This window comes from Mycobacterium sp. SA01 (genome assembly GCF_041287105.1).
Lineage (GTDB): Bacteria > Actinomycetota > Actinomycetes > Mycobacteriales > Mycobacteriaceae > Mycobacterium.
The window spans coordinates 314,002-335,671 of the sequence record NZ_JBGGNO010000014.1 but is presented as its reverse complement, the minus strand read 5'-3'; the positions used below and the strand labels follow the sequence as shown (position 1 = coordinate 335,671).

At 67.7% G+C, this 21,670-nt stretch carries 25 protein-coding genes and 1 pseudogene; 16 read left to right on the top strand and 10 right to left on the bottom strand.

Annotated elements, in window-relative coordinates; all coding sequences use genetic code 11:
• Window positions 1–433: 433 nt before the first annotated feature.
• Complete coding sequence (locus AB4879_RS06120; RefSeq protein ID WP_370506864.1) at window positions 434–718, top strand: hypothetical protein; 285 nt, start codon at window positions 434–436, stop codon at window positions 716–718.
• A 27-nt stretch (window positions 719–745) separates the two neighbouring features.
• Here AB4879_RS06120 and AB4879_RS06115 read toward each other — a convergent pair whose 3' ends face one another.
• The 7 genes from AB4879_RS06115 to AB4879_RS06085 are packed head-to-tail and all read right to left on the bottom strand — an operon-like array spanning window position 746 to window position 6,252.
• Window positions 746–1,540, bottom strand: a complete 795-nt coding sequence (locus tag AB4879_RS06115) for a hypothetical protein (protein WP_370506863.1) — start codon at window positions 1,538–1,540, stop codon at window positions 746–748.
• A complete protein-coding gene (locus AB4879_RS06110; RefSeq protein WP_370506862.1) occupies window positions 1,537–2,586 on the bottom strand; it encodes a VWA domain-containing protein in 1,050 nt (349 codons plus the stop codon). The genes AB4879_RS06115 and AB4879_RS06110 overlap by 4 nt, the downstream gene beginning before the upstream one ends.
• A complete protein-coding gene (locus AB4879_RS06105; RefSeq protein WP_370506861.1) occupies window positions 2,583–3,581 on the bottom strand; it encodes a hypothetical protein in 999 nt (332 codons plus the stop codon). Before AB4879_RS06105 ends, AB4879_RS06110 begins: the two co-directional genes overlap by 4 nt.
• A complete protein-coding gene (locus tag AB4879_RS06100; RefSeq protein ID WP_370506860.1) occupies window positions 3,572–4,045 on the bottom strand; it encodes a hypothetical protein in 474 nt (157 codons plus the stop codon). The genes AB4879_RS06105 and AB4879_RS06100 overlap by 10 nt, the downstream gene beginning before the upstream one ends.
• Window positions 4,035–4,898 carry a DUF58 domain-containing protein gene (locus tag AB4879_RS06095; RefSeq protein WP_370506859.1) on the bottom strand — a complete coding sequence of 288 codons (864 nt, stop codon included), beginning with the start codon at window positions 4,896–4,898 and terminating at the stop codon, window positions 4,035–4,037. Before AB4879_RS06095 ends, AB4879_RS06100 begins: the two co-directional genes overlap by 11 nt.
• A gap of 3 nt (window positions 4,899–4,901) precedes the next feature.
• The gene (locus AB4879_RS06090) at window positions 4,902–5,903 is read right to left on the bottom strand and encodes an AAA family ATPase (protein ID WP_370506858.1); all 1,002 of its coding nucleotides are present in this window, start codon (window positions 5,901–5,903) and stop codon (window positions 4,902–4,904) included.
• Between the two features lie 16 nt (window positions 5,904–5,919).
• On the bottom strand, window positions 5,920–6,252 hold the full coding sequence (locus AB4879_RS06085) for a hypothetical protein (protein WP_370506857.1): 333 nt from the start codon (window positions 6,250–6,252) through the stop codon (window positions 5,920–5,922).
• A gap of 104 nt (window positions 6,253–6,356) precedes the next feature.
• Here AB4879_RS06085 and aroC point away from each other — a divergent pair, with 104 nt between their 5' ends.
• The 5 genes and pseudogenes from aroC to AB4879_RS06060 all read left to right on the top strand — a co-directional run bounded on the left by aroC (window position 6,357) and on the right by AB4879_RS06060 (window position 10,656).
• A complete protein-coding gene (gene aroC, locus AB4879_RS06080) occupies window positions 6,357–7,574 on the top strand; it encodes a chorismate synthase (protein WP_370506856.1) in 1,218 nt (405 codons plus the stop codon).
• A gap of 4 nt (window positions 7,575–7,578) precedes the next feature.
• A pseudogene (locus AB4879_RS06075) lies at window positions 7,579–8,091 on the top strand (shikimate kinase); the annotation flags it as partial.
• A gap of 149 nt (window positions 8,092–8,240) precedes the next feature.
• Window positions 8,241–9,326, top strand: coding sequence for a 3-dehydroquinate synthase (aroB, locus tag AB4879_RS06070; RefSeq protein ID WP_370506855.1), 1,086 nt, complete (start codon window positions 8,241–8,243; stop codon window positions 9,324–9,326).
• The gene (aroQ, locus tag AB4879_RS06065) at window positions 9,323–9,772 is read left to right on the top strand and encodes a type II 3-dehydroquinate dehydratase (protein WP_370506854.1); all 450 of its coding nucleotides are present in this window, start codon (window positions 9,323–9,325) and stop codon (window positions 9,770–9,772) included. Before aroB ends, aroQ begins: the two co-directional genes overlap by 4 nt.
• Window positions 9,769–10,656, top strand: coding sequence for an MBL fold metallo-hydrolase (locus AB4879_RS06060; RefSeq protein ID WP_370506853.1), 888 nt, complete (start codon window positions 9,769–9,771; stop codon window positions 10,654–10,656). The genes aroQ and AB4879_RS06060 overlap by 4 nt, the downstream gene beginning before the upstream one ends.
• Before the next feature lie 4 nt (window positions 10,657–10,660).
• Here AB4879_RS06060 and AB4879_RS06055 read toward each other — a convergent pair whose 3' ends face one another.
• On the bottom strand, window positions 10,661–11,425 hold the full coding sequence (locus tag AB4879_RS06055; protein WP_370506852.1) for a hypothetical protein: 765 nt from the start codon (window positions 11,423–11,425) through the stop codon (window positions 10,661–10,663).
• A 126-nt stretch (window positions 11,426–11,551) separates the two neighbouring features.
• Window positions 11,552–12,169 carry a B-4DMT family transporter gene (locus AB4879_RS06050; protein WP_370506851.1) on the bottom strand — a complete coding sequence of 206 codons (618 nt, stop codon included), beginning with the start codon at window positions 12,167–12,169 and terminating at the stop codon, window positions 11,552–11,554.
• Window positions 12,170–12,202: 33 nt separating this feature from the next.
• On the opposite strand from AB4879_RS06050, the gene AB4879_RS06045 reads away from it, so the two are divergent.
• Genes AB4879_RS06045 through AB4879_RS06030 form a run of 4 tightly spaced genes read left to right on the top strand, consistent with a single transcriptional unit; the run spans window position 12,203 to window position 14,550 of the window.
• Window positions 12,203–13,297, top strand: a complete 1,095-nt coding sequence (locus AB4879_RS06045) for a M24 family metallopeptidase (RefSeq protein WP_370506850.1) — start codon at window positions 12,203–12,205, stop codon at window positions 13,295–13,297.
• 14 nt (window positions 13,298–13,311) lie between these two features.
• On the top strand, window positions 13,312–13,875 hold the full coding sequence (efp, locus tag AB4879_RS06040; RefSeq protein WP_036338071.1) for an elongation factor P: 564 nt from the start codon (window positions 13,312–13,314) through the stop codon (window positions 13,873–13,875).
• A gap of 1 nt (window position 13,876) precedes the next feature.
• Window positions 13,877–14,368, top strand: coding sequence for a transcription antitermination factor NusB (nusB, locus tag AB4879_RS06035; RefSeq protein ID WP_370506849.1), 492 nt, complete (start codon window positions 13,877–13,879; stop codon window positions 14,366–14,368).
• 41 nt (window positions 14,369–14,409) lie between these two features.
• Window positions 14,410–14,550: a hypothetical protein gene (locus AB4879_RS06030; RefSeq protein ID WP_370506848.1), complete on the top strand. Its 141-nt coding sequence runs from the start codon at window positions 14,410–14,412 to the stop codon at window positions 14,548–14,550.
• Here AB4879_RS06030 and AB4879_RS06025 read toward each other — a convergent pair.
• Entirely contained in the window at window positions 14,547–15,353 is an 807-nt protein-coding gene (locus AB4879_RS06025; RefSeq protein ID WP_102807932.1) for a BtpA/SgcQ family protein, read from the bottom strand. The genes AB4879_RS06030 and AB4879_RS06025 overlap by 4 nt on opposite strands.
• Before the next feature lie 170 nt (window positions 15,354–15,523).
• Here AB4879_RS06025 and AB4879_RS06020 point away from each other — a divergent pair, with 170 nt between their 5' ends.
• The 6 genes from AB4879_RS06020 to AB4879_RS05995 all read left to right on the top strand — a co-directional run bounded on the left by AB4879_RS06020 (window position 15,524) and on the right by AB4879_RS05995 (window position 21,654).
• Window positions 15,524–16,333 carry a DeoR/GlpR family DNA-binding transcription regulator gene (locus tag AB4879_RS06020; protein WP_370506847.1) on the top strand — a complete coding sequence of 270 codons (810 nt, stop codon included), beginning with the start codon at window positions 15,524–15,526 and terminating at the stop codon, window positions 16,331–16,333.
• Complete coding sequence (locus AB4879_RS06015; protein ID WP_370506846.1) at window positions 16,330–17,814, top strand: FGGY-family carbohydrate kinase; 1,485 nt, start codon at window positions 16,330–16,332, stop codon at window positions 17,812–17,814. The genes AB4879_RS06020 and AB4879_RS06015 overlap by 4 nt, the downstream gene beginning before the upstream one ends.
• Complete coding sequence (locus tag AB4879_RS06010) at window positions 17,811–18,584, top strand: SDR family NAD(P)-dependent oxidoreductase (protein WP_370506845.1); 774 nt, start codon at window positions 17,811–17,813, stop codon at window positions 18,582–18,584. The genes AB4879_RS06015 and AB4879_RS06010 overlap by 4 nt, the downstream gene beginning before the upstream one ends.
• Before the next feature lie 31 nt (window positions 18,585–18,615).
• Window positions 18,616–19,932: an ABC transporter substrate-binding protein gene (locus AB4879_RS06005; protein ID WP_102807936.1), complete on the top strand. Its 1,317-nt coding sequence runs from the start codon at window positions 18,616–18,618 to the stop codon at window positions 19,930–19,932.
• 55 nt (window positions 19,933–19,987) lie between these two features.
• Window positions 19,988–20,842: a carbohydrate ABC transporter permease gene (locus tag AB4879_RS06000; protein WP_233209358.1), complete on the top strand. Its 855-nt coding sequence runs from the start codon at window positions 19,988–19,990 to the stop codon at window positions 20,840–20,842.
• Between the two features lie 65 nt (window positions 20,843–20,907).
• On the top strand, window positions 20,908–21,654 hold the full coding sequence (locus AB4879_RS05995; protein WP_370506931.1) for a carbohydrate ABC transporter permease: 747 nt from the start codon (window positions 20,908–20,910) through the stop codon (window positions 21,652–21,654).
• Window positions 21,655–21,670 lie beyond the last annotated feature (16 nt).

The window sequence follows — 21,670 nt, the reverse complement described above, 5'->3', positions numbered from 1 at the left end:
GCACGGGGGCGTTCTCTCTCGAAGCCAGCGCCTTTGTCGGGCGCATGCCCGGTTTCGTGACGGTGCTCGATCCCCGCGCGGAATGTGCAGTTGACGCCGACGATCCGGATGCCCCCGTGGAACGGCCGGACGAGCCCCCCTCATCGGCTGCTGCTACTGCAGCCCCGGCCAGTACGCCCACACCGATACCCAGGGCGACCGCTAGACCACCGACTCTGCCCACGTATGACCCCGGACCCATGAGCGCTTTTCTACCTCGTTTGCCGCAGATCACCAAGTAAAACGCCGAATTACTACTCGAAAGTCAGGTGAACCGAAAGTACTGTGCCCGTTCGGGTCTCACTTCCGTCGGCGATCGGCACATGTTGACGCAGCCGTTGATTCTGCTGGATCGGTGTCGACCGTGAATACTGCGGCGAGGCACAATCGGATGATGAAGGACATCGGCAACGAGGACTATTACAACATTCAGATGGCCCTGATCCGCAACTATGGCTACACCGCCCGGAAGGTGGCCACTGCTGATGACGGTGCTCTGGCCCTCGAGGTGATCGACAACGGCGACCGAGTGCTCATGACCATCACACCTTCCCTTGACGGGGGCGAATGGGTGATCAAGGTACCTCGCGGCGAACCCTTCGGAATACCCGTGGAGACTCCACTCGACGACTTGATTGACAAGATTGTCGCGGAATTGGAACGAACCCCCGAGAGCTGACCGGCCGCCCATCAGATCGCAGGGTGTTCAACCCGCATCGCTGCCCGACGACGCGGCGTCGGTGAGCAGCTGGCGCAGCCGGTCCAGCGGGTCGCCGCCACCGAGCTGGTGTGGCGCCGACGGTGGCGCCCCGGGACTGGGCAGCCGGTCAGGTGCGACGTCCGACAGTCCCTGGCCAGACGGCCCCAAAGCCGGTGGCGGCATATCGGATTCGGCGGGAGCGACACCGACCGGGGGCGGGGGAGGCGGTGGCGGCGGTGGTAGGGCTGCGTCGGCCTCCGGCGGTGGCGGAGCCGCCTGCAGATCAGCGATCTTCGAGTTCAACCGGGCCTCAGCATCCGCGCGGACCGTCCGCCGGTCGGGCTGCGGATCCTCGTTGCCGGCGAAACAGCCCGCGGGTGCCTCGGTGACCAGGCTCAGTGCGCTGCGATAGCGTTCCCCGGCCGCGGCGGTGCGGCCGGCGGCCGCCGCGACGTCGCCCTGCGTTTCGCGGACCAGCTCGGAGTTCACCAGCACCGGGCACGACGGATCGTCGGCCAGTGCGCGGGAGAACTCGGTGTCGGCGTCGGCGAGGCGGCCCTCCAGGACAGCCGAAGAACCGCGGGCGAACGGCGCTTTCGCGGGTTCGATCACATTCAGCACGCCGAGCGTGGCGGCATTGGCGTGCAGCGCAGCGCCGTCACCGCGCTGAAAATGCGACACCGCCGAGTCGCCCACCAGGACAACCGACATCATCTTGATTGCCGCCACCACCGCCAGCAGTACCACCGGCGCGGACCACAGCAGCAGCCGCCGGCGCAACCGCAACCGCCCGGCCGTCACCGCGCCCCCCGCCGCGATGTGCGGTTTCGCCAGAACTCCCGCACCGCCAGATAGATCTCGGGCAGCAGCAGGACGGCGGACAGAAGTGCGAACAACCAGTACAGCTCGACGCGATCGGGAACCGGGGTGGACGACAACGACGCGGCCTCGGCGCCGCCGTCCGGTCGCAGCGCGGGTAGGTCGCGCGTCACCGGCTGAGCCGGGTCCCGATGTACGTACTGCACGCCGAGTTCGTCTGCGACGCGGCGTAATCGGCTCTCGTCGAGAGTGGAGATCGCCGGGCCGCCGGAGCGGGCGTCAGACAGATACGTCACCGCACCGTCGACGTAGGCGCCCGGAATCGGTCCGCCCGCCGCGGTGCCGTAGCCGAACACCGCGCCGCCGGACACCCGGTCGCCGCCGTCGAAACTGCCCTGCGGTGCCGTCGACCCGCCGGCGCCCTCGCCGAGGTAGAACACCAGGTTCCGCGCGCCGGGGTATTGCTGGGCGGCCTGAATGAGTTGGTAGCGCAGCAGATTGGCCGCCGCCCCGGCGTTCACCTGAGCGGCGGCGTCCGGGGGCACGCTGACGTACGGGGAGAGCCCCGCGATCGCCGCCTTGAGACTCCAGACGTCTTCGGACAGCGGCCAGTCGATTTCCGGGTCCGACGCGAATCCGATCATCGCGAACCGCGCCTTCGGGTAGGTGTCGACGATCGCCGCCATATCGGTGCGGATGCCGGACATCCGTGTGGCCCCGCCGTAGTCGGAGACCCGGGAGTCCACCGAGCGGTCGACCACGAAGAACACGTTGGTGTTTGCGCCCTGGCTGACGGCAGCCGCATCCCGATCGGGTTGGGGCTGGGTGGGCGACTCGATGCCTGGCCGCGCCGCTGCGACGACCAGCAGCAGCATCGCCACTGTCGTTGCCCCCCAGTGCAACAGCACCGCGCGGCGATGCTCACCGGGGTGGGCCAGGACCGTCGACAGGGTGACGGCCCGGGCGCCGACGATGACGGCGGCGAGTACCAGCAGTACGGCGATCGGCAGCACGGGATGCACGGTCATCGGCGCGCCACCACCAGGGCCACGCCAAGCAGGGCGGCGGCCGCCAACCCGGTGATGAGCAGCGGGCCGGGCTGGTCGGGCAGTTGTCCGCTGATTCGGGCACCGCCGGGTAGCACCACCGGCGCGGGATGGGCGGCGATCGCCTGCAGATCATCGGGCAGGGTGGGATCCGATCCGCCCGGTCCCGCGGCGTGGTAGCGGAAGAACCGGCCGCCGGTGCGCCCGGCGAGTGCGTTGAGTTCGGTGTCACCGAGCTGGGCGGCATCGCTGACGTCCACCCGGGATATGGCGTTCACCTGGATGCCGGCCTTGTCAGCCATGTCGGCCACCTGTTGCTCGCTGAACAGGGTGCGTCCGTCACCGGTCCCGAATGTGCTGGGCCCCAGATAGATCAGTGATCGGCGATGAGTGGTGGGTTCGGTGCCGAAGCCCGCCATGCACAGTGCGAGGGTGTCCCGCAGGTTGGGCGCATAGTCGGTGTAGTTCACCGACTTGGCGAACTGCGCGGCCTGCTGCGGAGTCGGCGCGCCGTAGTCGCCGAGGCGCTGGGCGGCGTACTGGTAGTCACGGGTCAGCGGCAGCACCCGCACCGTCGGGGAGGTCAAGCCGATCCGCTGGACGTCGAAGGTCGTTGCCTGTCTGGCGAAGTGGTTGAGGAACTGCGCGGTGGTGCCGTCGGTGACCGGCGCTGCGACACACAGCATCACGTCCTCGGGGTGCAGCGCGTCGAATTCCCGCCCTGACCCCGACGGCCGCGCCGCGGTCAACGCGGCGGTCAGGAACAGGACCACCAGCAGCGCGATAGTCGTTGCTGCCAGCGCGGTTTCGCGCCGCCGGATCCGGGCGTACTCGGGTAGTGCGGTCAGCCGGTCGACGTGGGCCAGCGGACGCAGCGTCCGGTCGCCTTTCGCCGTCGGCAGAGTGAGGGCGAGCACCACGCAGACGGCCAGGCATGCCGTCGCGGCCAGCGCAACGGGCCACCATCTCAGGTCCACGACCGGATCAACTCCTCGGCCTGCGCGCCCAACCGGTCGGGGTCGGCGTCGGTACCGGCGTCGAATCGGGCGTCGCGCAACGCCGCGATCAGCGGGGCGGCCGGCGCCAGCGTGCCCGCCGCGATCTCGTCGACATGCAGATACTGCGCGCGCACACCGGTCGCCTGATGCAGGAAGCTGCGCACGGTGTGGCTCATCTGGTCGTAGGCCTGCGCATCGGACAACTCGCCGCGACCCCGCAGTTCGCGGGTGTGGCGGATGGCGCCGGCAAAGCGCCGTCGCGTCAGCCGGGCATGCAGGTCGCCGAGCCCGGGTAGCTCGCGAAGCCGGGTACCTGGCAGGGTCACCACGAAAACTGCTGCATACCAGACGATCACGACCACGAGAAGGATGATCGCGAGCCACAGCCACCAGGACGAGTACGGCGTGGGGCCGCCGACGAAGCGCAACAGGTCACCCGGCACGGGCGAACACCTCCGCCATAGCGGTGAGTCGCGACCGGATCTCGTCACGGCGTCCGATCGCGGTGAACGGGATCGCGTGGGTGGTCAGGAACGCCTCGAGCCGCGCCCGCCGCCGCTGCTCGGCGCGCCGGTAGGCGGCCTCGACCCGCTTGCCCAACCGGGCCCGGCTGGGCACCACCGCGCCGGTGGCGACGTCGTAGCCGTCGCTGTCACCGCTGACCGCGGGCATGTCGGAAACGAAAGCCCACAGCATGTCGTGGCGGGCCGCCAGTCGGGCGGTGACCTCGTCCAGGCCGGCGGTCACATCAGGTTCGTCAGACACTACGACCACCAACATTCGGCGGCGGTAATGCGTTGCCACATAGCGTAATTGGTATTCGATACTGCTCTGTCCCGGGCGGTTCGCGGTATGCCGGTAGAAGTGGTCGAGCATGCTCTCGATATGCGTCTCGCCGCGGCCGGCCCGGATGCTCACACACCCCCTGGAGTCCCCGTACACCATCCCGATCTCGTCCGAGCGGCCCAGCGTGATCAACCCGAACGCACCCAGGATCGCCTCGGCCACATCGCGTTTGGTTTCACCGCCGGCAGCCAACGCGGTCATGTTCCGGCCCGCGTCGGCAACCAGCAGGATCTTGTGATGCTTCTCCGACACGAAGCGCTTGATCAGCACCGTGCCCGAACGCGCGGTGGCCTTCCAGTCGATGTCGCGGACGTCGTCGCCCGGCACATACGGCCGCAGGTCGTCGAACTCCATGCTGCGGGTGTGCAGCAACGCGTAGCGGCCGCCTTCCAGGAGCCCGCGGCTGTCGGAGCCGAAGAATCGCTTGGCCCGGTTGAGATGTTGACCCATGCCTTAGGGCACTCGGACCGCGTGCAGGATCGCGTCGATCACCGTTTCGGAGGTGACGCCGGTGGCCGCCGCCTCGAAGCCGAGGATCAGCCGGTGCCGCAGGATGCGGTGGGCGAGCTTGGCGATGTCGTCGGGGATGACGTGGCTGCGCCCGGAGAGCACCGCCAGCGCACGGGCGGCCCGGCAGAACGCGATCGTGGCACGCGGACTGGCGCCGTACTCGACGAGTCTGGCCAGCTTGGGCTCCAGATACACCTGCGGATTGCGGCTGACAGCGACCAGTTCACTGGCATAGCGCATCAGCGCCGGATCCATCTGCACGCCGCGCACCACCCGCTGCAGTGCGCGGATGTCGTCGAGGCCGACCACCGCGCCGCGGCGCCGGTCCTTGTCGAACAGGCCGGCGTCCATCCGGTGGATCATCTCGACCTCTTCGGCCACCGATGGGTAGGCCACGACGTCCTTGAGCATGAACCGGTCGGTCTGGGCCTCCGACAGCGGATAGGTGCCCTCCTGATCGACGGGGTTCTGGGTGGCGACCACCAGGAACGGCTCGTCGATCGGGTAGATGGTGCCCGCAATGGTGGTCTGGCGTTCCTCCATCGCCTCCAGCATCGCGCTCTGGGTCTTGGCGCTGGACCGGTTGATCTCGTCGAGCAGCACGATGTTGGTGTGCACCGGGCCCAGCTGGGTGACGAACCGGTTGGTCGCGGCCTCGTACACCTGGGTGCCGATGATGTCGCTGGGCAGCAGGTCCGGGGTGCACTGAATGCGGTGGAATCCGCCGTGGATGGATTCGGCAATCACCCGGGCGGCGGTGGTCTTGGCCAGCCCGGGCACGCTCTCGATCAGGACGTGGCCGCCGGCGGCAAGCCCGATGAGCAGCGATTCCCGCAGGTTGTCCTGGCCGACCACGGTCGCGGAAAAGGCGGCTGATACCGCATCCACGGTGCGCCGGGCCTGGTCGAGGGAACGTGGGTCAGTCTGCAGTCGAGCGGTGGTCATCGAGTCCTTTCACCGACTAGGCGATTCGGGTGTCGTCATCCACCGGGGTCGGAAGGGGATCGCCGAACGGGAAGTCGTAGTCACCGTATTCATCCCCTTCTTGGTCGGGCTCCGTTACGTCGTCTGCATCGCCGTCGGTGATGTCGGGAGCGAAATTCTCCGGCACCAACACATGCACGACGCCGGTCGACTCCTCGCTGCTCTGCTCCCGGCGGACGTCCGCGGCGACCAGCCCCAGGCCGGCCAACGCCAACACGATCACCCCGGTTGCGGCCCAGACGCTGCCGCTGATCAATGCCACCAGGAACATCACGCAGCCTGCTGCGGCGACGATGACCGCGTTGCGCATGATGTCCTCCCGAAGGACGGGTTACCCGCTGTTCGCATGGCGAACACCCTGGCGGTGGGAAAGCAGATTGGGTCTGCCGTGACCGACGTGGGAAGATGGGACGCGTGTTGCGATGGACGACCGCCGGTGAATCTCACGGCCGCGCGCTGGTAGCCGTGGTCGAAGGCATGGTCGCCGGTGTCGGCGTGACCTCGACCGACATCGCCGATCAGTTGGCCCGCCGGCGCCTGGGCTACGGCCGCGGCGCCCGGATGAAGTTCGAACAGGACCAGGTCACCGTGCTGGCCGGAGTGCGCCACGGCGAGACGCTGGGCGGCCCGATCGCCATCGAGATCGGCAACACCGAGTGGCCGAAGTGGGAAACCGTGATGGCGTCCGACCCGGTCGCGGCCGACGAGCTGGATGTGGCACGCAATGCGCCACTGACCCGCCCCCGGCCCGGTCACGCCGACTTCGCCGGCATGCTCAAGTACGGCTTCGACGACGCCCGCCCGGTCCTGGAGCGGGCCAGCGCCCGCGAGACCGCCGCCCGCGTCGCCGCGGGCACCCTGGCCCGGTCCTTCCTGCGGCAGGCCCTCGGCGTCGAGGTGCTCTCCCACGTCATCTCGATCGGGGCGTCGGCTCCGTATGACGGACCGCCGCCGGCCGCCGGCGACCTGGACCGCATCGACGAGAGCCCGGTGCGCGCCTCCGACAAGGACGCCGAAGCCGACATGATCGCCCAGATCGAAGCCGCCAAACGGGACGGTGACACCCTGGGTGGCGTCGTCGAGGTCGTCGTCCACGGCCTGCCGATCGGGCTCGGCTCGTTCACCAGCGGTGAGAACCGGCTGGACAGCCAGCTTGCGGCCGCGGTGATGGGGATCCAGGCCATCAAGGGTGTCGAGATCGGTGACGGCTTCGAGACCGCGCGCCGCCGCGGCAGCCAGGCGCACGACGAGATGTTCCCCGGCCCCGACGGTGTGGTCCGCTCGACGAACCGGGCCGGCGGCCTGGAAGGCGGGATGACCAATGGTCTGCCGCTGCGGGTGCGCGCGGCGATGAAGCCGATTTCCACGGTGCCGCGGGCGCTGGCGACCGTCGACATGGCCACCGGCGACGAGGCCGTCGCGATCCACCAGCGGTCCGACGTGTGCGCGGTGCCCGCCGCCGCCGTGGTCGTCGAGACCATGGTCGCCCTGGTCCTGGCGCGTGCGGTGCTGGAGAAGTTCGGTGGTGACTCGCTTCAGGAGACCCGCCGCAACGTCGAGGGCTACCTCCGGGCGGTGGCTGAGCGGATGCCCGCGGAGACGCAAGATTCGCCTGTGCGGGCGTCGGGATAGCACGATGGCGCCGAAGGCCGTGCTGATCGGACTGCCCGGCTCCGGGAAGTCCACCATCGGGCGGCGGTTGGCCAAGGCGATGGGCGTGGCGATGCTGGACACCGACGCCGCCATCGAGGAGAAGACCGGTCGCACCGTCGCCGACATCTTCGCCAATGACGGGGAGCCGGAATTCCGCCGCATCGAAGAAGAGGTCATCCGCGACGCGCTGGCCACCCACGACGGCGTCCTGTCGCTGGGCGGCGGGGCGGTCACCACACCCGGGGTGCGCGACGCACTGGCCGGGCACACCGTGGTGTTCCTGGAGATCAGCGCCGCCGAAGGTGTGCGACGGACCAGCGGCAGTACGGTGCGCCCGCTGTTGGCCGGGCCCGACCACGCCGAGAAGTACCGCACCCTGATGAACGAGCGGGTGCCGATCTACCGTCGGGTCGCCACGATCCGGATCAACACCAATCGCCGTAATCCCGGTGCCGTTGTGCGCCATATCATTTCGCGTCTGGAGAATCCACAGCCGCCCCGTCGGCGCAGGCCGCCCTGGCGGCGTTCGTCGTCGACGTCTGAAAAAGGTTCCGCCCCAACGCCACCGGATGAGCCGGTGGAGTCCACCCCGGTCACGCCCGCCACCCCGGCGGCGCTGGCCGCTCGCCGCGCCGGAGTTCGCAAATGACTGAGTCCTCATCGCCGGTGACCATCGAGGTCGCCGTCGATCCGCCCTACCCGGTGATCGTGGGCACCGGCCTGCTCGGCGAGCTCGGTGAGCTGCTCGGCGGCCGGCACAAGGTGGCGATCCTGCACCAGCCGGTGCTCACCCAGACCGCCGAGGCGATCCGGGCGCACCTGGCGGAGCTGGGGGTCGACGCGCATCGCATCGAGATTCCCGACGCCGAGGCAGGCAAAGACCTGCCGGTTGTCGGGTTCATCTGGGAAGTGCTGGGCCGCATCGGAATCGGACGCAAGGATGCGCTGGTGAGCCTCGGCGGCGGTGCGGCCACGGATGTGGCCGGCTTCGCCGCGGCCACCTGGCTGCGCGGTGTGGACATCGTGCACATCCCGACCACACTGCTGGCCATGGTCGACGCCGCGGTCGGCGGGAAGACCGGGATCAACACCGAGGCAGGCAAGAACCTGGTCGGCGCCTTCCATCAGCCGGCCGGTGTACTGGTCGACCTGGCGATGCTGGAGACGCTGCCGCGCAATGAACTCGTCGCCGGGATGGCGGAGATCGTCAAAGCCGGCTTCATCGCCGACCCGAAGATCCTCGACCTCATCGAGGCCGACCCGCAGGCCGCCGTCGACCCGGCAGGTGAGGTGCTGCCGGAGCTGATCCGGCGGGCGATCGCGGTCAAGGCCGAGGTGGTGGCCGCCGACGAAAAAGAGTCGGCGTTGCGCGAAATCCTCAACTACGGGCACACATTGGGCCACGCCATCGAACGCCGCGAGCGCTACAAGTGGCGCCACGGCGCGGCTGTCTCGGTGGGCTTGGTGTTCGCCGCGGAGCTGGGCCGGCTGGCCGGTCGGCTCGACGATGAGACCGCGGCGCGCCACCGCGCGGTGTTGACGGCGCTGGGCCTGCCGGTCAGCTACGACGCCGACGCCCTGCCCGATCTCGTCGAGAGTATGGCCGGCGACAAGAAGACCCGCTCGGGGGTGCTGCGGTTCGTGGTGCTCGACGGGCTGGCCAAGCCGGGGCGGCTGGAAGGTCCGGACCCGGCGCTGCTGGCAGCGGCCTACGCGGAGGTGGCGAAGTGACCACAGTGCTGGTGCTCAACGGCCCGAACCTCGACCGGCTCGGGCGCCGCGAACCCGAGATCTACGGCAGCACAACCTATGACGACCTCGTCACCCTGATCGAGACGCAGGCAACCGAACTGGGGCTCACCGCTGTGGTGCGCCAGAGCAACAGTGAAGGCCAGCTGCTGGACTGGTTGCACGCGGCCGCCGACGCCGGCGACCCGGTGGTCCTCAATGCCGGCGCGCTGACCCACACCTCGATCGCGCTGCGCGATGCGTGCGCCGAGCTGACGGCTCCGCTGATCGAGGTGCACATCTCCAATGTGCATGCGCGAGAAGAGTTTCGGCACCATTCGTACCTGAGCGGGGTGGCGACCGGTGTGATCGTCGGGCTGGGGGTACAGGGCTACCTGCTGGCGCTGCGCTACCTGGCAACCCTGGACGCCACGCCCGAGCAACCGTGAACAACCGGCTGGTGCTGGGCCAGGCCCGCGTCACACGCGTGGTCGAAACTCAGATCCAGATGCGGACATCGCTGTTCGCCGACACCCCGGCGCAGGCCTGGGACGAGAACGCCGATCTGTTGGAGCCGCACTTCTGGGATCGTGGCGCGCAGCAGTGGCGAATCGCGATGCAGTCCTGGGTGGTGGAGGTCGACGGTCTGATCGTCGTGGTCGACACCGGGGTCGGCAACGATCGCGACCGGCCGCACATGCCGCCCCTGGACCATCTCTCGACCGACTTCCTCGCCGCGTTCACCGCGGCCGGCTTCGACCCGGCCGACGTCGACATCGTGGTCAACACCCACCTGCACACCGATCATGTCGGCTGGAACACCCAGCTGGTCGACGGGCGCTGGGTACCGACATTCCCCAACGCCCGCTACGTGATGCCCGAAGCCGACTACCGCTTCTTCGGTCCCGGGGGAGACGGCGAGAACGACGGCATGCGAACAGTGTTGGCCGACAGCGTGATTCCGGTGACTGATCAGATCCAGCTGTGGTCGGACGACCTGAAGCTCAGCGACTCGCTGCGACTGCGCCCGGCCGGCGGACACACGCCTGGATCCTCGGTGCTGTGGCTCGACGCGGGCAACCCCGCCGTGTTCGTCGGCGACCTCACACACTGCCCGATCCAGATCCGCAGGCCCGACGACGCGTGCGCCTTCGACGTCGACCCGGCCGCGGCCAGCGGCACCCGACGTCGGGTGTTCGCCGAGGCCGCGCAGGCGCACGCGACCCTCTTCCCCGCGCACTATCCCGGGCACGGGGGACCGGTGCTGGTCGAACGCGGTGAGGGGTTCGACGTCGACGGATGGGCGCCGATCGACGCACTCACCGTGGCCTGACCGGTCATTCCTGGGCGCTGGCCACCGAATTGCAGATCGCCGTCGCGACCAGCGACGGAATCACGAACGTCAGCACCACCACCACGATCACGACCGCCATGTTCGGCGTCGTCAGCCAGTCTTTGGGAAACCGGTTGATGCTCATCGTCAGCCACGCCCCGATGATCGCCAGCAGTGTCATTCCTATCGTGGCGAACCGGATGGTCCGCAAGGTCAACACAGTCGGTTGCTCGACGTCGAGGAGCGACCTGCGGAGTGCTCGGGTCCGGACGTACACCAGCGCCACGTTGCCGATGATGATCAGTGCCGCCGATGTGGTGATGATCCCGACCACCCAGATCGGCGGTCGCTCGCCGTACATGAAGTGCAGATAGTCGATGGAGGTCTCACTCAGCACCAGCGTCATCGCCATCGCGGACGCGAACGTCAGCCAGCCGCCGAGATCGGCCAGGAAGCAGTAGGCGCTGATGTCCTCGGGATCCTCCGTTGCGGACTTGCTGACGGCGTGGCTGGCCAGCATCGAGCCCAGCCCGCCGAACACGGCGGTGGTGCCTGCCGCGAGCATGCCCGTCGCGACGGCGCCCTGCGTCCACGCGATGGCACAGATTCCCCGTCGATCGCCGTCATCGGGCGGCGCGGTTCCGCTGATGATGCTGAACAGGTAGCTGTCCAGCATCAGGATCAGCACCGCTGCGGAGAACAGGGCGATCGTATGGACGGATTCCCGGCCCTTGCGATCGAAGAGCAACGCGATCGCAGTGATGAGCAAGCCGCCCAGTACACCAGCGAGTTGAGAAATCGACGAGGCTGAGGTGACCGCGCTCCATTGGTCGGAGCTGCACGTCGCGTCGGGGTTCACCGTTCCCCGATTCCAGGTGTTGGACCCCGAAACGGACTACGACTTGTCGGACTTGCCCGTCATGTCGATCTGCTCGGTCGGCTCGTCGCGCTCGGCGGTGGCCACCGGCGAGGTGTGCGCCTCGGTGGCCGCGGACTCCTGGTTGAGACCGGCGATCGGCCCGGTCCGGTCCTCGGTCTCGACGGCGTCGAACACGTCGTGCGCCTCGCCGTAACGGCGGCGCGGTTCGTCGGGACGCTTGCGGTCGACCAGGAAACGCCCGATCGCGACGGCGGCGATCGCCGGCACGAACACCATCAGCGCGGTGAACGCCGCGAAGGTGGTGACCTCACTGATCAAGCCCTCGGCGTAGACGTTCTTGTAGAACAGCGAGACGATCCAGGTGACCAGGCCGCTCAGGATGCCGGCGACCAGTCCGGCCAGCAGCCAGGTCATCGCCAGATCGCGGCGACGGTCCGGGTCAGGGTTGTCGTTGGCGTCGCCGCGGCCGTCGATCAGACCCCACAGGAATGCCGCGATCCCGAACACCACGACCAGCACGATGCTGATCAGTCCCGCCTTGGTTTCGTAGATGTTGATCAGCGTGCCTTGCACGAGACGGACGATCACCATGCCGGCAGCGAACGCCAGGCCGCGCAACAACCACGTAGTCATGAGGGACCAGCGTAGCGAGTACCGTCAGCGACCGTGACACATTGCCAACGTCGGGACCGGCTGGCCGCCCGGCTGTCCGCCGACGGACTGGACGCAATCCTGGTCAGTGACCTGGTCAACGTGCGTTATCTCTCCGGTTTCAGCGGGTCGAACGCGGCGCTGTTGGTCTTCGCAGGCGACACGCCCGACGTGTTGGCGACCGATTCGCGGTACCGGACGCAGGCCGCACAGCAGGCGCCGGACCTGGAAACGGTGATCGAGCGGGCCTGTGGGCGTCACCTCGTGGGCCGCGCGGTGGCCGACGGGGCCCGCCGGATCGGGTTCGAGAGCCACGTCGTGACCGTCGACGGGTTCGACGCCCTGGCCCGTGAGGTCGACGAGCACTCGGCGGCCGAACTGGTGCGGGCCTCCGGCACGGTCGAGGCGCTGCGGGAGATCAAGGACGCCGGTGAGATCGCCCTGCTGCGGCTGGCCTGCGAAGCCGCCGACGCCGCCCTGGCGGTACTGGTGAGCAGCGACGGGCTGCGGCCGGGACGCACCGAGCGCGAGGTCGGCCGCCAGCTCGAAGCGCTGATGCTCGAGCACGGCGCGGACGGGCCGTCGTTCGAGACCATCGTGGCCACCGGGGCCAATTCGGCGATCCCACATCACCGGCCCACCGACGCGGTGCTGGGCAGCGGCGACTTCGTCAAGATCGACTTCGGCGCGCTGGTCGGCGGTTATCACTCCGACATGACCCGCACGTTCGTGCTCGGCGCCGCAGCCGAGTGGCAGCGGGAGATCTACGAGCTGGTGGCGGCGGCCCAGCGGGCCGGCCGCGACGCTCTCGAGGTGGGGGCGGATCTTCGTGACGTGGACGGTGCGGCCAGGCAGGTGATCGTCGACGCGGGCTACGGCGAGTTCTTCGGGCACGGCCTCGGGCACGGTGTCGGACTGCAGATCCACGAAGCGCCGGGAATCAACTCCGCCGCCGCCGGTACACTGCTTGCTGGCTCCGTGGTGACCGTGGAACCCGGTGTCTACCTGCCCGACCGTGGCGGCGTCCGCATCGAGGACACCCTGGTCGTCGGCGAGCGAAGCCCAGAACTACTGACCCGGTTCCCCAAGGAACTGACCGTCCTGACCTAGGAGAACGACCTACCGTGGCATCCACTGCCGATTTCAAGAACGGCCTTGTACTGAACATCGACGGCCAGCTCTGGCAGATCACCGAGTTCCAGCACGTCAAACCGGGCAAGGGCCCGGCGTTTGTGCGCACCAAGCTCAAGAACGTGCTGTCCGGCAAGGTGGTCGACAAGACCTACAACGCCGGGGTGAAGGTGGAAACCGCGACCGTCGACCGGCGCGACGCCACCTACCTCTACCGCGACGGCTCGGATTTCGTGTTCATGGACTCGGAGGACTTCGAGCAGCACCCGCTGCCCGAGGCGCTGGTCGGCCGGCTGGCAGATTTCCTGCTCGAGGGCATGCCGGTACAGATCGCGTTCAACGAGGGCGCGCCGCTGTACCTGGAGTTGCCGGTGACCGTCGAGCTCGAGGTCGCCAGCACCGAGCCCGGCCTGCAGGGCGACCGTTCGAGCGCGGGCACCAAGCCGGCGACGCTGGAGACCGGGGCCGAGATCCAGGTTCCGCTGTTCATCAACACCGGGGACAAACTGAAGGTCGATTCCCGCGACGGCAGTTATCTGGGGCGTGTGAACTCCTGATATGGCCGACCGCAAGGCCGACAAGGGTCGGCATCAGGCGCGCAAGCGTGCCGTCGACCTGCTGTTCGAGGCCGAGGCCCGGGGTCTGACCCCGGCCGAGGTGGCCGAGGGGCGCAGCGCGCTCGCCGAGTCGAACGCGGACGTGTCGGCACTGAACCCGTACACGGTGACCGTCGCGCAGGGCGTCACGGCGACCACGGCCCATATCGACGAGCTGATCACCTCGCACCTGCAGGGCTGGACGCTGGAGCGGCTGCCGGCCGTGGACCGCGCGATCCTGCGGGTGGCGGTGTGGGAGCTGCTGCACGCCGAGGACGTTCCGGAGCCGGTGGCCGTCGACGAGGCGGTCGAGCTGGCCAAGGAGCTGTCCACCGATGACTCACCGGGTTTCGTCAACGGGGTGCTCGGCCAGGTCATGCTGGTGACCCCGCAGATCCGTGCGGCCTCGCACGCGGTCACAGACGCGGTCCGGGGCCCCAGCCCGGAGGCGTAACCTCGCCGAGGCGGTCGCCGACGGGTTCGCCGCACGACTCGGTGAGCGAGTGCCGGCCTACTCCGGGGTGGCCCAGAAACGTCAGCCGGCCGCGCACCGATCTACTCGAATCCGACGTGAGCCGCGAGCTGGCCGGCGCGCTGGAGATCGGCGCGCCGGTCTCGCCGATCGCGATGGTCTAGCGGGCGCTCCTGGCATTGGCCATGAGCTCGGCCACCCGTTCACGCTGAGCCGGGTTCTCGAAGACGCCGTCCTTCTTGAAATACGTCCCGACGATGGCGCCGTCGGCCACGGCCAGCTGGTCGGCGACGTTCTCGGCCCTGACGCCGGTGTTGACGAACACCGGGACGGTGCCCGCGGATTTCTTGACGACGGACAGTGCCTCGAGATCCGTTGGGGCGCCGGCGGTCAGACCTGATACACAGATGGCGTCGGGAAGCGTCGCGAACACCGTGGTGCGGGTGATCGACGCGAGGTCGCGCTGGGCGAGGTAGGTGGCGGACTCGGGAACGATGTTGAAGAACAGCTTCACCCCGGCGCCCCCTATGCGGGTGCGGTGACGGGCAACCTCACCGATGTTGGTGTCCCACAACCCGAAATCGCTGGCGTACACACCGGTGAAGATCTCGCGGACGTACTGTGCGCCGGTGGCGACGGCGAGGTCGATCGACGCGCGACCGTCCCACAACACATTGACCCCGTACGGAATCGAGATGTCGCCGAGCAGCTGACCGATGATGCGGGCCATGGTGATCGCGGTGATCGGTTCGGTCTTCGTGAGGTAGGGCAGGCTGAACTCGTTCGAGATCATCACCCCGTCGACGCCGCCCTGCTGAAGTGCGTCGAGCTCCTCCTTGGCGCGGTCCACCACGGCCGTGAGCCCGGCTCGGGTGTCGAATCCGGGGTCGCCGGGCAGCGCGGAGAGATGAAGCATCGCGATCACGGGCTTCTGTACGGAGAAGACCTCGCGCACCCAGTCGGCCATGTGAACCCCTTTCGGTTGAGACTGTCTGTTTCTAACGCACCGCTGTCGAGTTCTGCAAGAAAATTACAGATTGTTCGGAATAGTCCGGTAATTGTTGCAGCCAAGTCGTGAAGACTTTACATTGAGTCCCACACTTCGTGAATCACTCACAACAAGGAGCGGGCGAACTGGTGTCAGCCAAGACGCGGCGTGCGCAGATAGAGCAGCGGGTCCTCGACGAAGGCGAGATCGAATACGCCTCGTTGGCACAGGAGTACGGCGTCTCCGAGATGACGATCCGCCGAGACGTCGACGCGTTGGAGGCATCCGGTCTGGTCCGTCGCATCACCGGTGGTGCGATCAAGGCCTACCAGAAGGCCGAAGAACCATCCTTCGAGAGCCGGGCGTCGAGATCGGCCACCGAGAAGATGCACATCGCCGAGGCTGCGGTCGAACTGCTCGAGCCGGGCGAGACCGTCATCCTCGACAGCGGCAGCACCGTGCTGGCGGTGGCTCGCGCCATCCGCGGGCGCCGGCTCGGGCTCACCATCGTGACGCCGAGCCTGCTGGCCGCCATCGAGCTCGCGGACGAACCCGACACCACGATCATCGTCACCGGCGGGAACCTTCGCCCCGGCGAGCTGAGCCTGATCGGCTTCGAAACCGAAGCGGTATACCGGATGTACAACTGCGACACCTACATCATGGGTGTCGCCGGCGTCGACCCCGTCCGTGGCCTGACCGATTATCACCGGGTCGAGGGCAGCGCCAAGCGTGCGGCCGCCGGCGCCGCCGACCGCATCATCGTCGTCGCCGATGAGTCCAAACTCGGCCGGGTCCAGCTGTTGACCGTTGCTCCGCTGAGCGCGGCGGGCCACATCGTGACCGACAGTCCTCCCGACCACCCCACCCTGGTGGCCGCCCGCAACCTCGGCGTCGAGGTGCTGTGCGTGGATCGAGACGGCAGGCCCGGCGACGCCGTTCTGGATGAAGCCCTGTGAGCGGCTACACCATCGGGGTGGACATCGGCACGACCGGCACCAAGACGGTGCTGCTGGACACCGACGGTGGCATCGTCGCGCACACCAGCCGTGAATCAACACTTTTCAGTGACCGACCCGGCTGGGCCGAGGCGGATCCGGACCAGTGGCTGGCCAATGTGGTCAGCTCGCTCACCGAGGTCGTCTCCGCCGCGGGTATCGCACCGGCGGATGTCAAAGCCATCGCCACCACGGGCATGGTGCCTGCCGTGATCGCCATCGATGCCGCCGGCCGGCCATTGCGGCGGGCAATCCTGCAGAACGACGCCCGGGCCGCCGACGAGATCCGCACCCTGGCAACGGCGCTGGCCGATATCGACCTCGTCGAATTGACGGGTGCCGCGCTGACCCAGCAGTCGGTCGCGCCCACCGTGCTCTGGCTGCAGCGCCACGAACCTGATATCGCCTCGCGGACAGCCTATTTCGTCGGCTCCTACGACTGGCTACTGGTCGCTCTCGGTGCCCCGGCTCATGTCGAGAAGAACTGGGCCCTGGAGTCCGGCCTGTTCACCATCGGCGGCGAGCCGGTCGGCGCGGTGATGTCCGCCGCCGGTATCGATCCCGCGCTCCTGCCGCCGGTCCGCTCGCCCGGAGACGTCGCCGGCGGGCTCAGCGACGAGATGGCCGAACACACCGGTCTGCGCGCGGGCACCCCGCTGGTGGTCGGTGGTGCCGACCACGTGCTGTCGGCGTTCGCGGCGGGCGTCGAAGAACACGGCGACTGGTTGGTGAAGCTGGGGGGAGCCGGCGACATCCTGGTGGCCAGCGACGATCCCGTCGTCGATCGACGCCTGTACCTGGATGCCCATCCGGTGCCCGGACGGTGGCTGCCCAACGGCTGCATGGCCACCAGCGGCAGCCTGATCCGCTGGTTCCAAAGCCTCGTCGGCGGTGCGGATCTGCTGAACTTGGACCGCGAAGCGCAGCAACGCCGGCCCGCCGAAGTCCTCTGCCTTCCGTACTTCCTGGGCGAAAAGAGCCCGCTGCACGACCCGGACCTGCGCGGTGTCTACGCCGGCCTGCACCTGGGTACCACCCGCGCCGACATGTACCGCGCGACCCTGGAGGCCATCGCCTTCGGCTTCCGCCACCACGTCGAAGTGTTCGGCGAGCTGGGTATCGAGCTCGGCCGTGCATCGATCACCAACGGCGGGAGCAAGTCCACGCTCTGGAAGCAGATCCACGCCGAGGTTCTCGGCGTGCCGGTGCATCCGATCGTCGACCATCCCGGCGCCTCACTGGGGGCCGCGCTGATCGCCGCGGTCGGTGTCGGAGCGCTGGCGGGATGGGACCAGTGCCGGCAGTTCGTCCGGCTCGGCGAACCCGTCGTGCCCGACCCCGCCAATGTCGCGGTCTACGACGCCGCATACCAGGAGTGGCGCGACCTGGCCACCGCCACCACCGCCATCTCGCACACGCTAGCTGAAAGGACTCGTCAATGAGCAAGACCGTGGTCGTCACCGGAGCCGGATCGGGAATCGGCAAGGCGATCGCTACCGTTGCCGCCCAACGCGATTGGCGGGTGGTGGTCACCGACATCGATCTCGACGCGGCCGCCGCCGTCGCCGCCGGCCTGGACGACCCGGCCGGCCTGGGCCACGAAGCCACCCAGCTCGACGTCACCGATCCGGCGCAGGCCGCCATGGTCGCCGACGACATCGCCGACCGGCTCGGGCTGGACGCGTGGATGAGCAACGCCGGCATCTCGTTCATGGTGCCGTTCCTCGACGTTTCGCTGGACAACTACGAGCTGACGATGGACATCAACCTCAAGGGGGTCTTCATCTGCGGTCAGGCGGCCGCCCGCGCCATGGTCCGCACCGGGCGCCGGGGGACGATCGTCAACACCGCGTCGATGGCGGGCAAGCAGGGCCGCGTGCCCTACCTGTCCGATTATGTCGCCTCCAAACACGGGGTCGTCGGCCTGACCCAGGCGATGGCATACGAACTCGCCGAGCACGGCATCACCGTCAACTGTGTGTGCCCCGGATTCGTGGCCACCCCCATGCAGTCGCGCGAATTGGACTGGGAAGCGCAACTTCGCGGAACCACACCCGAGAAGGTCAAGCAGATGTGGATCGACGACACACCGCTGGGCCGTTTACAGCAGCCGGAGGACGTCGCCTACACCGTCGCCTTCCTGCTCTCCGAGGACGCCCGGTTCATCACCGGCGAGGCGCTGGCCGTCAACGGCGGCGCCTACATGGATTAGCCCTGATGTTCACCACCGAAAAGGGGAAGCAATGAAGTTCACAACTCCAGGGTTGCGGCGCGCCGCAACATGTCTGGGCGCCATCGGCGCGTCGGCGCTCCTACTCTCGGGGTGCGCGGGCAGCGGCGGGCCGGAAACCCCGTCCGCGACCGGCTCTGGCCAGATCCCGACCGACATGTCGGGCACCGTCAACATCCTGATGGAAAACGTGCCCGACACCGACATCGTCAAGTCGATGATCCCCGAGTTCAACAAGAAGTACCCGAACATCAAGGTGAGCATCGAGCCGCAGACCTACGACCAGATCCGCGACAAGCTGGTCGCATCCTTCCAGGCGCCGAAGGCGACCTACGACCTCGTCGTCGTCGACAACGTCTGGATGAAGGACTTCGTCGCTGCGAACTGGTTGCAGCCGTTGGATTCTCGCATCGACTCGACGGCCGACTACGACTACGCGGACTTCTTCAAGCCGCTCACCGACATCGACACCGTCGACGGTAAGCGGTACGCGGTGCCGTTCTACAACTACGCGCTCGGTTACATCTACAGCGTGCCCGACTACCAAAAGGCGGGCCTGACCGAACCGAAGACCCTCGAGGACCTGGTGGCCAACTCGAAGAAGCTGGTCTCCGGTGATCGGGCCGGCATCGCCATGCAGCCGCAGCGCGGCTACAAGGTGTTCGAGGAATGGGCCAACTTCCTGTTCGCCGCGGGCGGTTCGATCTACGACGACTCGGGCAAGTACACCCTCGACACCCCCGAGGCCAAGAAGGCGCTGTCGGCCTACGTCGACCTGTACAACACCGCAGCCCCGAAGAACAGCCTCAACTGGGGCTTCGACGAGGCCGGCCGGTCGGTGTCCAGCGGGCAGTCGGCGTCACTGGTCAGTTACAACTGGAACCTGCCGTCGCTGAACGCCCCGGACGGAACGGCCGCCAAGTCCGGCGTCGGTCCGTTCAAGCTGACCGCCATGCCCGGTGGCGTCGACGTGCTGGGCTCGTGGAGCTGGGCGATCCCGCAGAACTCCGGGAACGCCGACGCCGCATGGGCATTCGCCTCGTGGCTGACGTCCAAGCCGGTCGACCTCGAGCGGGTCATCAAGGGCGGCGCAGTCATTCGCAGCAGCAGCACGCAGGATCCCAAGGTGCTCGCCGACGGATTCGGTGCCGACTATTACTCGGTGGTCAAGGACATCCTGTCCAAGGCCAAGCCGCTGAGCAACCAGACCAACGCCGAGGAGATGATCCAAGCCGTCGGAACGGAATTGAACGAGGCCGTGGCCGGCACCAAGAGCATCGACGACGCCCTGCGCGATGCGCAGGCCGCCGCCGAGAAGACCCGAGGCTGACCCCGATTCTGAGGCTGTGGGATCCGGCGACCGTGACGAGTAGGAAGGACCCGGCATGACCAGATTCAAATACGGGATGTTGAGTCCGCTGCTGGCGCTGTTCGTCGCGGTCGTCGGATTCCCACTGTTCTACGCGCTCTACCTCAGCGCCACCGACTACAAGCTCACCGATCGGCGCGCACCCCGGTTCGTCGGACTGACGAACTACGTCAACACCCTCACCAACGCCGATTTCTGGCAGGCATTCGGGACCACCGCCACCTACGTCCTGGTGGCGGTGGTACTCGAGCTGGTCATCGGCCTGGTGCTGGCGATGGCGCTGCAGCGTCAGAAGTGGGCTCGGGATGTCACCCGCGCAATGTTGCTGGCGCCCATGTTCATCACGCCGGTCGCCGTCGGTCTGACGTTCCGATTCCTGCTCAACGACCAGCTCGGCGCAATCCCGTTCGTGCTGAAGAAGTTCGGTGTGGACATCGATTTCCTGGGCTCGGGTCATGCGCTCTACACGTTGGCCCTCATCGACGTCTGGCAGTGGACACCGTTCATGGTGTTGCTGTTGCTGGCCGGCCTGGAATCGATCCCCAAACAGCCGCTGGAGGCGGCCCGCGTGGACGGCGCGCCGCCCTGGTATGTGTTCTGGCGGGTCATCCTTCCGCTGCTGCGGCCCGTGTTGGCGGTCGCGGTGCTGCTGCGGGCGCTGGACGCGATGAAGGTCTTCGAATACGTCTACGCCACCACCAAAGGCGGACCCGGCACCGAAACCCAGACCCTGCAGTACTACACGTATCAGACCGGCGTGCAGTTCTTCCGGCTCGGCAGCGCGGCCTCGATGGCGTTCGTGGTGCTCGCCGTGGTGCTGACCGCGGTCGTGATCACCTTCCGGCTGCTGGAGAGGAACCGCGACGCATGAGCGGTGTGAAGGGATACACGCTGGCCCGCATCGTGGTGCTGTGGGTCGGTGTCGTCGTGGTGGTCATGCCGATCGCATGGATCGTCCTGGCGAGCTTGAAATCTCCTGTACAGCTCAATGATCCGGCCCTCATCCTGTTCAGCCCCAATCTGGACAGCTGGCGGTCGGTGCTGTCCTCGGGCATCCTCGACGCGGCGGCACGCAGCTTCGCAGTCGCGTTCATCAGTGTGGCCATCAGCCTCGTGGTCGGCTGCATGGGTGCGTACGCGATCACCACGTACCGCGCCGGCGGCACCGCCACCCGATTCGGGCTCCTTGCCGCGCAGATGATTCCGCCCGCCGTGCTGGTCTTTCCGTTCCTGACCATGGCGTATGCGCTTCGCCTGCAGGACAGCCTGGTACCGGTGATCTTCGCGCACCTGAGCTTCGTCGCGCCGGTGGTGACGTGGTTTCTCATCGGCTTCTTCGAGGCGGTGCCGAAGTCCATCGAAGAGCAGGCCCGCGTCGACGGCTTCGGCCGGTTCCGGGCGTTCCTGCTGGTCGTCTTGCCTCAGGTGTTGCCGGGCATCGGGGCGTCGGCGATCTTCGGCTTCACGCTGTCGTGGAACGACATGTTCTACGGCCTGATCCTGGCGCCGGGCAACGCCAAGATCCTGCCGGTGGCGATCGCCGGGTTCAACACCTTTCGTGGAGTGCAGATCGGATCGATGTGCGCGGCGATTTTGATCGCCGTCGTCCCGGTTGTCATCGCGAGCTTCTTTGTTCAGCGCCGCCTGGTCCAGGGCATCAGCGGCGGCGCGGTCAAGACCTAGCACGGCAGGAGAACGA

Coding starts and splice junctions, on each gene's coding strand:
- AB4879_RS06120 (WP_370506864.1), top strand. CDS start 434: ATGAAGGACATCGGCAACGAGGACTATTACAACATTCAGATGGCCCTG.
- AB4879_RS06110 (WP_370506862.1), bottom strand. CDS start 2,586: ATGACCGTGCATCCCGTGCTGCCGATCGCCGTACTGCTGGTACTCGCC.
- AB4879_RS06095 (WP_370506859.1), bottom strand. CDS start 4,898: ATGGGTCAACATCTCAACCGGGCCAAGCGATTCTTCGGCTCCGACAGC.
- AB4879_RS06090 (WP_370506858.1), bottom strand. CDS start 5,903: ATGACCACCGCTCGACTGCAGACTGACCCACGTTCCCTCGACCAGGCC.
- AB4879_RS06085 (WP_370506857.1), bottom strand. CDS start 6,252: ATGCGCAACGCGGTCATCGTCGCCGCAGCAGGCTGCGTGATGTTCCTG.
- aroB (WP_370506855.1), top strand. CDS start 8,241: ATGACTGAGTCCTCATCGCCGGTGACCATCGAGGTCGCCGTCGATCCG.
- AB4879_RS06050 (WP_370506851.1), bottom strand. CDS start 12,169: ATGACTACGTGGTTGTTGCGCGGCCTGGCGTTCGCTGCCGGCATGGTG.
- nusB (WP_370506849.1), top strand. CDS start 13,877: ATGGCCGACCGCAAGGCCGACAAGGGTCGGCATCAGGCGCGCAAGCGT.
- AB4879_RS06025 (WP_102807932.1), bottom strand. CDS start 15,353: ATGGCCGACTGGGTGCGCGAGGTCTTCTCCGTACAGAAGCCCGTGATC.
- AB4879_RS06010 (WP_370506845.1), top strand. CDS start 17,811: ATGAGCAAGACCGTGGTCGTCACCGGAGCCGGATCGGGAATCGGCAAG.
- AB4879_RS06005 (WP_102807936.1), top strand. CDS start 18,616: ATGAAGTTCACAACTCCAGGGTTGCGGCGCGCCGCAACATGTCTGGGC.
- AB4879_RS06000 (WP_233209358.1), top strand. CDS start 19,988: ATGACCAGATTCAAATACGGGATGTTGAGTCCGCTGCTGGCGCTGTTC.
- AB4879_RS05995 (WP_370506931.1), top strand. CDS start 20,908: ATGCCGATCGCATGGATCGTCCTGGCGAGCTTGAAATCTCCTGTACAG.